This is a genomic window from Stenotrophomonas maltophilia group sp. Smal32, assembly GCF_030237085.1.
GTDB lineage: Bacteria > Pseudomonadota > Gammaproteobacteria > Xanthomonadales > Xanthomonadaceae > Stenotrophomonas > Stenotrophomonas maltophilia_Q.
Map to the genome: position 1 here is coordinate 1 of NZ_JASJSI010000123.1, position 11,886 is coordinate 11,886.

At 67.0% G+C, this 11,886-nt stretch carries 6 protein-coding genes; 4 read left to right on the top strand and 2 right to left on the bottom strand.

What is annotated here, in order from left to right; all coding sequences use genetic code 11:
• Positions 1 to 294 precede the first annotated feature (294 nt).
• Entirely contained in the window at positions 295 to 2,178 is a 1,884-nt protein-coding gene (locus tag QRO91_RS19690) for an ATP-binding cassette domain-containing protein (protein WP_285310528.1), read from the top strand.
• Between the two features lie 232 nt (positions 2,179 to 2,410).
• On the opposite strand, the gene QRO91_RS19695 is transcribed toward QRO91_RS19690, so the two are convergent.
• Together QRO91_RS19695 and QRO91_RS19700 are read right to left on the bottom strand one after the other, a co-directional pair.
• Positions 2,411 to 2,872, bottom strand: a complete 462-nt coding sequence (locus QRO91_RS19695; RefSeq protein ID WP_019661289.1) for a cytochrome c — start codon at positions 2,870 to 2,872, stop codon at positions 2,411 to 2,413.
• 9 nt (positions 2,873 to 2,881) lie between these two features.
• On the bottom strand, positions 2,882 to 3,271 hold the full coding sequence (locus QRO91_RS19700) for a c-type cytochrome (RefSeq protein ID WP_111112400.1): 390 nt from the start codon (positions 3,269 to 3,271) through the stop codon (positions 2,882 to 2,884).
• A 205-nt stretch (positions 3,272 to 3,476) separates the two neighbouring features.
• Here QRO91_RS19700 and QRO91_RS19705 point away from each other — a divergent pair, with 205 nt between their 5' ends.
• From QRO91_RS19705 to QRO91_RS19715, 3 genes are read left to right on the top strand one after another with little or no spacing between them, the layout of a single operon-like run.
• Entirely contained in the window at positions 3,477 to 4,628 is a 1,152-nt protein-coding gene (locus QRO91_RS19705) for an efflux RND transporter periplasmic adaptor subunit (protein WP_021204157.1), read from the top strand.
• Between the two features lie 56 nt (positions 4,629 to 4,684).
• The gene (locus QRO91_RS19710; RefSeq protein WP_285310529.1) at positions 4,685 to 8,146 is read left to right on the top strand and encodes an efflux RND transporter permease subunit; all 3,462 of its coding nucleotides are present in this window, start codon (positions 4,685 to 4,687) and stop codon (positions 8,144 to 8,146) included.
• Positions 8,143 to 11,223, top strand: a complete 3,081-nt coding sequence (locus QRO91_RS19715) for an efflux RND transporter permease subunit (RefSeq protein ID WP_197651136.1) — start codon at positions 8,143 to 8,145, stop codon at positions 11,221 to 11,223. Before QRO91_RS19710 ends, QRO91_RS19715 begins: the two co-directional genes overlap by 4 nt.
• The last annotated feature ends 663 nt before the right edge of the window (positions 11,224 to 11,886 follow it).

Consider the following 11,886-nt stretch of genomic DNA (forward strand, 5'->3'; position numbering starts at 1 on the left):
CCGGCTCCGGCTCTTGCAGCGAACTTCGACCACCGCCCCAGCCGCAACAAATGACAACACCATGAACTAGTCAAGTGGGGGGGGGGGGGGGGGGGGGTGGGGGGGGGGCGGGCGCGCCGCCGGCGGGCCGGCCCGGGGCCGGGGGGGGGGGGGGGGGGGGGCGGGCCCCCCCCCCCCCCCCCCGCCCCGCCATCCCACAGGAAACCCGCTTCAGCTGTTGCTTCGGCGGTTGACGTTGCCTCTGCGGGTGCCGGGTGCAACCCGGCCGACGCCCCCAACCCGTACAATATCCGGATGCCTCTGATTACTCTGCAGAACGTCGACTTCAGCGTCGGCGGCCCGTTGTTGCTGGAAAAGGCCGAACTGTCGATCGAGCCGGGCGAACGCATCGCCCTGATCGGCCGCAACGGCGCCGGCAAATCCACCCTGCTCAAGCTGCTGTCCGGCGACCACAAGCCCGATGACGGCGAAGTCCGCGTGCAGCAGGGCGTGCGCGTCACACGCCTGGAGCAGGAGGTGCCTCATGGCGCCGCCGGCTCGGTGTTCGACGTCGTCGCCGATGGCCTGGGCGAGCTGGGCCAGTGGCTGGCCGAATTCCACCACCTCAGCCATGCCGAGGTGTTCGATGGCGAAGCCCTCGGCAACGTGCAGGCCAAGATCGATGCCGCCAACGGCTGGGGCCTGGACCAGCGCGTCAGCGAAACCCTGACCAAGCTCGACCTGGACGGCGAGGCCGAGTTCGGCCGCCTGTCCGGCGGCATGAAGCGCCGCGTGCTGCTCGCCCGTGCACTGGTCTCCAGCCCGGATGTGCTGCTGCTGGACGAACCGACCAACCATCTGGACATCGAAGCCATCGATTGGCTCGAAGCGTTCCTGAAGGGCTGGAGCGGCAGCGTGGTGTTCGTCACCCATGACCGTCGCTTCCTGCGCGCACTGGCCACCCGCATCGTCGAGATCGATCGCGGCCAGGTCACCAGCTGGCCGGGCGACTGGGCCAACTACGAGCGCCGCCGTGAGGAACGCCTCAACGCGCAGGCGCAGGAAAACGCGCGCTTTGACAAGCTGCTGGCGCAGGAAGAAGTGTGGATCCGCCAGGGCATCAAGGCGCGTCGTACCCGCGATGAAGGCCGCGTGCGCCGCCTGAAGGCGATGCGTACCGAGCGTTCGCAGCGCCGCGATCTCAGTGGCAACGTCAAGATGGAAGCCGCGCAGGGCGTCAGCTCCGGCAAGAAGGTCATCGACGTCAAGGACATTTCGTTCGCCTTCGGCGAGCGCACCATGGTCCGCGACTTCACCACCACCATCCTGCGTGGCGACCGCATCGGCCTGATCGGCCCCAACGGCAGTGGCAAGACCACGCTGCTGAAGCTGCTGCTGGGTGAACTGCAGCCGGCCAAGGGCGAAGTCAACGCCGGCACCAACCTGCAGATCGCCTACTTCGACCAGTACCGTGCAGTGCTGCGCGAAGACTGGAGCGCGATCGAGAACGTGGCCGAAGGCCGCGATTTCCTCGAGTTCAACGGCAAGCGCAAGCACGTGCATGCCTACCTGCAGGACTTCATGTTCACCCCGGAACGTGCGCGTGCGCCGATCACCCGCCTGTCCGGTGGCGAGCGCAACCGCCTGCTGCTGGCCAAGCTGTTCGCGCAGCCGTCCAACCTGCTGGTGATGGACGAACCGACCAACGACCTGGACGTGGAAACCCTGGAGCTGCTGGAAGAGCTGCTGGGCGAGTACACCGGTACGCTGCTGCTGGTCAGCCACGACCGTGACTTCATCGACAACGTGGTGACCTCCACGCTGGTGATGGAAGGCGACGGCGTGATCGGCGAGTACGTGGGCGGTTACAGCGACTGGCAGCGTTATGCGGCCAGCATCGCGGCGCCTGCCGCAGCCCCCGCCGCCAAGCCGGCGGCCGCCGCACCGGCTACCCCGGCTGCCGCGGCTCCGGCCGCGCCCAAGCGCAAGCTGGCCTACAAGGAAGCACGCGAACTGGAGCAGCTGCCGAAGACCATCGAAAAGCTGGAAGGCGATGTCGAAGGGCTGACCTCGGCGATGAACGACCCGTCGTTCTACACCCGCAGCAGCGCCGAAGTGACCGCGCATACCCAGCAGCTGGCCAGGGTGCAGGCCGAGCTGGATGCCGCGTACGCGCGTTGGGAAGAACTGGAAGGCTGAGTGCCGGTCGGCGCCAGCGGCGAGGCTATTGAGGTAGAGCCGAGCCCATGCTCGGCTCATCGCGATCTGGCCCGAGTGCAGCCGAGCGTAGGCTCGGCTCTACCGAGGCATGCCAGCAGGCGCTGTAGAGCCGAGCCCATGCTCGGCTGGTAGATGCGTGGATGTCTGCATCAGTGCGGACCAAGGTCCGCACCCACCAAAGCGGATTCCGCACCCATCGGGGGGCCAGCGGTCATTTGACCCCGTGCAGATCCCGCAGCTGGCTCGGCCGGCTGCCGAAATACGCGGCCAGATCGGCGATGTCCTGATCGCTCAGGTCCTTCGCCTGCGGCGTCATCAGCATGTGCTGGCGGTCACCGGCGCGGTAGGCCTGCAGCGCGTGCGCCAGGTAGTCGCCGTACTGCCCACCCAGCTTCGGATAGGTCGGGTCGATCGGCGCATTGCCGTCGGCCCCGTGGCAGTCGATGCAGCTCTGGTTGGTGGCCTTGCCCTTCACCTTGGCGCGGGCTTCGCCGGCGGCCTCGCGGCCTGCAGGCAGGCCGGCCGATGACGAAGAACCGTGTTCGCCGCTGGCATGGCCCGGGTCGGCGGCGGATTTCTCGCTGTTTTCCACCTGCGACTGCGAACAGGCGGCCAGCAGCAGGGCAACGGACAGGGCGATGGCATGACGCATCGGATGCGCGGCTTTCGACATGGGCGGGCCTTACTTGACGGTGGACAGGTAAACAGAGAGATCGGCGATCTCCTGTTCGCTGAAGCTCATCGACTGCGCCTGCATCGTCGGATGCCGGCGCTTGCCCTGGCGATACTCGGTCAGGGCCTGGGCCAGGTACTGCTGGGTCTGGCCGCCGATCTTCGGCACCCGGTAGCTGGGGTAGGCGTTCTTGTAGCCGGTGATGCCGTGGCACCCCTGGCAGGTGTAGGCCAGCACGCGGCCATTGTCGAAGTTGCCGGTGGGCGCGGCAGGCGCCGGCGCGGCGGCAGCAGCCGGGGCCGGAGCGGGTGTGGCAGGAGCAGGAGCGGGCTGTGCGGCGGCCCCAAGGGGCAGGAGGACGGCCAGAGCGAGACAAGCGGCGAGCGGCTGCGGGCGCATGGTGTCGTTTCCGGGGATTCGGGTCTGGTCGTTCCGGCGTGGGGTACGGAACGACCCGAGTATAGCCTCAGGTTTCATCTAGCTGAAATGGGGTCGGTCCGACCGGTGGCGTGAAGGCACCATGACCTTTGGGATATGGTGTGGCCGTGAAGTGGTGCATTACTTTGCTACCACACCTGTCCACGCATCCTCCAGGGACCTGACGATGTCGCACCCAACCTTCCTGTCCGGCCGTCGCAGCGGAATCTGTGCCGCCGCACTGCTGATCTCCACCTCCCTGCTGCTGGGCGGTTGCGCCGCAGGGCCCAATTCCGAAGCCAAGGCCGCCGAGACCAAGGAGGAGAAGAAGGTCGACGCGGTGCCGGTCGAAGTGGCGGTGGCCAGCCACCGTGCGGTCGCGGCCAGCTACACCGGAACCGCTGCGCTGGAGCCGCGCGCCGAATCGCAGGTGGTCGCCAAGACCTCGGGCGTGGCGCTGGCGGTGCTGGTCGAGGAAGGCCAGCGGGTGACCGCTGGCCAGCCGCTGGTGCGGCTGGACCCGGATCGCGCACGCCTGGCTGTTGCCCAGAGCGAAGCGCAGATGCGCAAGCTGGAAAACAACTACCAGCGCGCCCAGAAACTGGTTGGCCAGCAGATGGTCAGTGCCGCCGATGTCGACCAGCTGCGCTTTGATCTGGAAAACGTCCGCGCGCAGTACCGCCTGGCGACGCTGGAACTGTCCTACACCACGGTGGTGGCGCCGATCTCCGGCGTGATCGCCTCGCGCTCGATCAAGACCGGCAATTTCGTGCAGATCAACACGCCGATCTTCCGCATCGTCGACAACTCGCGCCTGGAAGCCACCCTCAACGTGCCCGAGCGCGAACTGGCCACGCTGCGTGCCGGCCAGCCGGTGACGCTGGCTGCCGATGCGCTGCCGGGCCAGAGCTTCACCGGCACCGTCGACCGCATCGCGCCGGTGGTGGATTCGGGCAGCGGCACGTTTCGCGTGGTCAGTGCCTTCGATGGCGCCGCCCATGCGCTGCAGCCCGGCATGTTCGGGCGCATCCGCATCGATTACGACCAGCGTGCCGATGCGCTTGTGGTGCCGCGCCTGGCGCTGCTCGACGACGGTGAGCCGGCGGTGTTCCGGGTGCGCGAAGGCAAGGTCGCACGCGTTCCGGTCAAGCTGGGTTACGCCGAGGGCCCGTGGGTGGAGATCCGTGATGGCCTGGCGGCCGGTGATCAGGTGGTCACCGCCGGCAAGGTCGCGCTGCGCGACGGTACCGCGGTGCAGGTGATCGCCGATCCGAAGGCAAAGGCGAAGACGGTTGCAGCGGCCGCCAAGCCGGCAGACAAGGCCGGGAGCAAGCAATGACCGCCCGGGATCACGACCACGGTGCCTCGCCGGCGAGCGACGGCGCCGCCGCCGGCATGCGCGGCGGCCTGGTGGAATTCGCCACCCGCCGCCGCGTGACCATCGCCATGTGCACGGTCACCCTGCTGCTGTTCGGCCTGATCGCGCTGGGCAACCTCAAGGTCAACCTGCTGCCTGACCTGAGCTACCCGACGCTGACCGTGCGCACCGAGTACACCGGTGCGGCGCCGACCGAAATCGAAACCCTGATCACCCAGCCGGTCGAAGAAGCGGTGGGCGTGGTCAAGAACCTGCGCAAGCTGAAGTCGGTCTCGCGCACCGGACAGAGCGATGTGGTGCTGGAGTTCGCCTGGGGCACCAACATGGACCAGGCCAGCCTGGAGGTGCGCGACAAGATGGAGGCGCTGAACCTGCCACTGGAGGCCAAGGCCCCGGTGCTGCTGCGCTTCAATCCGTCCACCGAGCCGATCATGCGCCTGGTGCTGTCGAGCAAGGACGCGCCGGCCACCGATGCCGATGCGATCCGCGAGCTGACCGGCCTGCGCCGCTATGCCGATGAAGACCTGAAGAAGAAGCTGGAGCCGGTCACCGGCGTGGCGGCGGTCAAGGTCGGCGGCGGCCTGGAAGACGAGATCCAGGTCGACATCGACCAGCAGAAGCTGGCGCAGCTGAACCTGCCAATCGACACCGTCATCAAGCGCCTGAAGGACGAGAACATCAACATCTCCGGCGGCCGCCTGGAGGAGGGTTCGCAGCGCTTCCTGGTGCGCACCGTCAACCAGTTCGCCGACCTGGAGGAGATCCGCAACCTGCTGGTCACCACCCAGGCGTCGAACGGCAGCGCGGCCGACTCGGCGCTGCAGCAGATGTTCAACATCGCCGCGTCGACCGGTTCGGCGGCCGCCATCGCGGCGGCCTCGGCGGCGCAGAGCGCATCGTCCGGCGGTGGCTCCAGCGTGGTCGCCAATGGTGTGCCGGTGCGGCTGAAGGATGTGGCCACCGTGCGCCAGGGCTACAAGGAACGCGAAGCGGTGATCCGCCTGGGCGGCAAGGAATCGGTTGAACTGGCCATCTACAAGGAAGGCGATGCCAACACCGTGTCCACCGCCGAAGCGCTGCGCAAGCGCCTGGAGCAGATCAAGGGCACGTTCCCGTCCGATGTCGAGATGACCACCATCGAGGACCAGTCGCGCTTCATCGAGCACGCCATCGCCGACGTCAAGAAGGATGCAGTGATCGGCGGCCTGCTGGCGATCCTGATCATCTTCCTGTTCCTGCGTGATGGCTGGAGCACGTTCGTGATCAGCCTGTCGCTGCCGGTCTCGATCATCGCCACGTTCTTCTTCATGGGCCAGCTCGGCCTGAGCCTGAACGTGATGTCGCTGGGCGGCCTGGCACTGGCCACCGGCCTGGTGGTGGACGATTCGATCGTGGTGCTGGAGAGCATCGCCAAGGCCCGCGAGCGCGGCCTCGGCATCCTGCAGGCGGCGATTGCCGGTACCCGCGAAGTGAGCATGGCGGTGGTCGCCTCGACCCTGACCACCATCGCGGTGTTCCTGCCGCTGGTGTTCGTCGACGGCATCGCCGGCCAGCTGTTCCGCGACCAGGCACTGACCGTGGCGATCGCCATTGCGATCTCGCTGCTGGTGTCGATGACCCTGATTCCGATGCTGAGCTCGCTGAAGGGACGGCCGCCGCTGGCGTTCCCGGAAGAAGCACCGAACGAACCGTGGCATCCGCAGAACCGCTGGCAGAAGCCGGTGGCACTGGGTCGCCGTGGTGCTGTCGCAACCGCGCGCTGGAGCTTCTATGCACTGGCCTGGCTGGTCGTGCGTGCATGGCGTGGCGTGGTGGCGGTGGTCGGCCCGGTGATGCGCAAGGCCAGCGACCTGGCGATGAAGCCCTATGCCGGTGCCGAGCGCGGCTACCTGCGGCTGCTGCCAAGCGCGCTGGCCCATCCGGGCAAGGTGCTGGGCGTGGCCACGATCATCTTCGTGGCGACCATGGCGCTGGTGCCGATGCTTGGTGCCGACCTGATCCCGCAGCTGGCTCAGGACCGCTTCGAAATGACGGTGAAGCTGCCGGCCGGCACGCCGCTGAAGCAGACCGATGCGCTGGTGCGCGAACTGCAGCTGGCCCACGGCAACGGCGAGGGCGTGGCCTCGCTGTACGGCGTCAGTGGCAGCGGCACCCGCCTGGATGCCAGCCCGACCGAGAGCGGCGAGAACATCGGCAAGCTGACCGTGGTGATGGAAGGCGGTGGCAACGCGCGAACCGAAGCGGAGATCACCGAGCGCCTGCGTGACACCATGGGCCAGCATCCAGGTGCACAGGTCGACTTCGCGCGGCCGGCGCTGTTCAGCTTCTCCACGCCGCTGGAAATCGAGCTGCGCGGGCAGGACATGGCGACGCTGGAAGTGGCTGGCCAGCGTCTGGCGGCGATGCTGCGTGGCAATGCACACTACGCCGACGTGAAGTCGACGGTGGAAGAGGGCTTCCCGGAAATCCAGATCCGCTTCGACCAGGAGCGTGCCGGTGCACTGGGCCTGACCACCCGACAGATCGCCGATGTGGTGGTGAAGAAGGTGCGCGGCGACGTGGCCACCCGCTACAGCTTCCGCGATCGCAAGATCGACGTGCTGGTGCGTGCGCAGGAGGGCGACCGTGCCAGCGTGGAGAGCATCCGCCGGCTGATCGTCAATCCGGGCAGCACCCGTCCGGTCACATTGGACGCAGTAGCCGACGTGGTCGCCACCACCGGCCCCAGCGAGATCCATCGCGCCGACCAGACCCGCGTCGCCGTGGTCTCGGCCAACCTGCGTGACATCGATCTGGGCGCTGCCATGCGCGAAGTGCAGCAGATGGTGGCCGAACAGCCACTGGGTGCGGGCGTTGGCCTGCACATCGGCGGCCAGGGCGAGGAGCTGGCGCAGGCGGCGAAATCGCTGATCTTCGCCTTCGGCCTGGCGATTTTCCTGGTCTATCTGGTGATGGCCTCGCAGTTCGAGTCGCTGCTGCATCCGTTCGTGATCCTGTTCACCATCCCGCTGGCGCTGGTCGGCGCGATCCTGGCGCTGATGCTGACCGGCAAGCCCATCTCGGTGGTGGTGTTCATCGGCCTGATCCTGCTGGTCGGCCTGGTCACCAAGAACGCGATCATCCTGATCGACAAGGTCAACCAGCTGCGCGAGGCCGGCGTGGCCAAGCATGAAGCGCTGGTGGAAGGTGCGCGCTCGCGCTTGCGGCCGATCATCATGACCACGCTGTGCACGCTGTTCGGCTTCCTGCCGCTGGCGGTGGCGATGGGCGAGGGCGCCGAAGTGCGCGCGCCGATGGCGATCACCGTGATCGGTGGCCTGCTGGTGTCGACCCTGCTGACCCTGCTGGTGATCCCGGTGGTGTACGACCTGATGGATCGCCGCGGTGATGCCTATTACCGCGAGCGTGGCCGCAAGCACGCCGGTGAGATCGAGCCGGGTGCGGCGGGCAGTGAGGCGGGCGCGGAGGAACCGGCATGAGTGTTGCCGAGTTCTCCATCCGCCGCCCGGTCACCACCATCATGTGTTTCGTGTCACTGGTGGTGATCGGCCTGATCGCCTCGTTCCGGCTGCCGCTGGAAGCGCTGCCGGACATCTCCGCGCCGTTCCTGTTCGTACAGATTCCGTATACCGGTTCAACCCCGGAAGAAGTGGAGCGGACCATCATCCGCCCGGTGGAGGAATCGCTGGCGACGATGACCGGCATCAAGCGCATGCGTTCGTCGGCTACCTCCGAAGCGGCGCTGATCTTCATCGAGTTCAGCGACTGGGACCGCGACATCGCCATCGCCGCGTCCGATGCCCGCGAGCGCATCGATGCGATCCGCAGCGACCTGCCCGATGACCTGCAGCGCTACAACGTGTTCAAGTGGTCCAGCAGCGACCAGCCGGTGCTGAAGGTGCGCCTGGCCAGCACCACCGACCTGACCACCGCGTACGACATGCTTGACCGCGAATTCAAGCGGCGCATCGAGCGCATTCCCGGCGTGGCCCGCGTCGACATCACCGGTGCGCCGCCGAACGAAGTCGAGATTGCCATCGACCCGAACCGGCTCAACGCGCATGGCCTGAGCATCAATGAGCTCAGCGAGCGCCTGCGCACGCTGAACTTCTCGATCTCGGCCGGGCAGATCGATGACAACGGGCAGCGCGTGCGCGTGCAGCCGGTGGGCGAGATCGCCGACCTGCAGGAAATGCGCGACCTGGTGATCAACGCCAAGGGCCTGCGCCTGGGCGACATCGCCGACGTGCGCCTGAAGCCGGCGCGGATGAACTACGGGCGCCGCCTGGACGGCAACCCGGCGGTTGGCCTGGACATCTTCAAGGAGCGTAGCGCCAACCTGGTGGAGGTGTCGCGCGCGGCGCTGGCGGAGGTTGAAGCGATCCGTGCCGAAGCGTCGATGCGCGACGTCCAGATCAAGGTGATCGACAACCAGGGCAAGGCGGTGACCTCCTCGCTGCTGGAGTTGGCCGAGGCCGGTGCGGTCGGCCTGATCCTGTCGGTGACGGTGCTGTTCTTCTTCCTGCGGCACTGGCCATCGACGCTGATGGTGACCCTGGCCATTCCAATCTGCTTCACCATCACCCTGGGCTTCATGTACTTCGTCGGGGTGACGCTGAACATCCTGACCATGATGGGCCTGCTGCTGGCGGTGGGCATGCTGGTCGACAACGCCGTGGTGGTGGTGGAGAGCATCTACCAGGAGCGCGAGCGCCTGCCGGGGCAGCCGCGGCTGGCCTCGATCATCGGCACCCGCAACGTGGCCATCGCGCTCAGCGCCGGCACGCTGTGCCACTGCATCGTGTTCGTGCCGAACCTGTTCGGCGAGACCAACAACATCAGCATCTTCATGGCGCAGATCGCGATCACCATCTCGGTCTCGCTGCTGGCCTCGTGGCTGGTCGCGGTCAGCCTGATCCCGATGTTGTCCGCACGCATGGCCACGCCCAAGCTGGTGCACTCGCAGACCGGCCTGATCGCGCGCCTGCAACGCCGCTACGCCAGGCTGCTGGACTGGTCGCTGCGCCATCGCGGCTGGAGCCTGCTTGGCATTCTGCTGGTGGTGCTGGTCAGCCTGGTGCCGATGAAGCTGACCAAGATCGACATGTTCGGTGGTGACGGCGGCAAGGACATCTTCATCGGCTACATGTGGAAGGGCGCCTACACCTACCGGCAGATGTCAGAGGAAGTGGCGCGGGTGGAGAACTGGATCGACGCCAACCGCGAGCGCCTGCACGTCAAGCAGGTGTACTCCTGGTACAGCGAGCAGGAAGGCAGCTCGACCGTGGTCACCCTGGACGAGAAGTACGCCAAGGACATCAAGTCGCTGCAGGAAGAGCTGCGCAAGGGGCTGCCGAAGTCGGCGCGTACCGACTACTTCGTAGGCAACCAGGGCGGTGATGGCGGCGGTGGCGGCAACCAGGGCGTGCAGGTGCAGCTGGTCGGCGATTCCAGTTCGATGCTGCAGGAGATCGGCCAGGAAGTGGTGCCGCTGCTGGCCCAGCGCGCCGAGCTGCGCGACGTGCGCATCGACAACGGCGAGAAAGGCGGCGAACTGAAGGTGCGCGTTGACCGCGAACGTGCGGCGGCGTTCGGCTTCAACGCCGAACAGGTGGCCAGCTTCGTCGGCCTGGCGCTGCGCGGTGCACCGATGCGCGAGTTCCGCCGTGGCGACAACGAAGTGCCGGTGTGGGTGCGTTTCGCGGGTGCCGAGCAGAGCAGCCCGGAAGACCTGGCCGGTTTCAGCGTGCGTACCGGCGATGGCCGCAGCGTGCCGCTGCTGAGCCTGGTCACCGTCGACGTCGGTTCGTCAGCCACCCAGATCGGCCGCACCAACCGCCAGACTACGCTGACCATCAAGGCCAACCTGGCCGAGAAAGTCACCGCGCCGGATGGCCGCAAGGCGATGGAGTCGGTGCTCAAGCCGATGAACTTCCCGGCAGGCTATGGCTTCACCTTCGATGGTGGCGACTACGGCAACGATGACGAGGCCATGCAGCAGATGGTGTTCAACCTGCTGATCGCGCTGGTGATGATCTACGTGGTGATGGCGGCAGTGTTCGAGTCGCTGCTGTTCCCGGCGGCGATCATGAGCGGCGTGCTGTTCTCGATCTTCGGCGTGTTCTGGCTGTTCTGGATCACTGGCACCTCGTTCGGAATCATGTCCTTCATCGGCATCCTGGTGCTGATGGGCGTGGTGGTGAACAACGGCATCGTGATGATCGAGCACATCAACAACCTGCGGCGCGGCGGCATGGGCCGGACGCAGGCACTGGTGGAAGGCTCCCGCGAGCGCCTGCGCCCGATCATGATGACCATGGGCACGGCAATCCTGGCGATGGTGCCGATCTCGCTGACCAACACGCAGATGTTCGGCAACGGCCCGGAGTACGCACCGATGGCGCGCGCGATTGCCGGCGGCCTGGCGTTCTCGACCGTGGTCAGCCTGCTGTTCCTGCCGACGATCTATGCGGTGCTCGATGACCTGCGCAATGCCGTGACGCGGCTGATCCGCCGCGCGCGTGGCCTGGAGGTCGTGGCGGGTACCCCGGTGTAGTGGTCGAGCTTGCTCGACCGTAATGCACATCAACGTGTTGTGGTGTGGGGGAGGCCGGTCGTAGTGGGGCGGCCTCCCCCTTTTTTTTGCTCGCCGCGTCTGTTTGCCTCTGTAGAGCCGAAGGCAGCGGCAGGAGCCGCTGCCAACGTCGCTTGCGACGGCCCGGAGGGTGTCGGCCAAGACGGCCGGCATAGCCATGCTCGGCTGCTGTTCGCCGCGTCGCGCCGTCGCCCGAGCATGGGCTCGGGCGCTACAGATTCCGTGCCCATGTAGAGCCGAGCCATGCTCGGCTGCTGGTCACCGCGTTGCGGCGTCGCCCGAGCATGGGCTCGGGCGCTACAGATTCCGTGCCCATGTAGAGCCGAGCCATGCTCGGCTGCACTTCGCCGCGTCGCGGGCGCCGCCCGAGCATGGGCTCGGGCGCTACAGATTCCGTGCCCATGTAGAGCCGAGCCGATGCTCGGCTGCTGTTCGCCGCGTCGCGGCGTCGCCCGAGCGTGGGCTAAGGGCGCTACAGATTCCGTGCCCATGTAGAGCCGAGCCGGTGTTCGGCTGCTGTTCGCCGCGTCGCGGCGTCGCCCGGGCATGGGCTCGGGCGCTACAGATTCCGTGCCCATGTAGAGCCGAGCCGATGCTCGGCTGCTGTTCGCCGCGTCGCGGCGT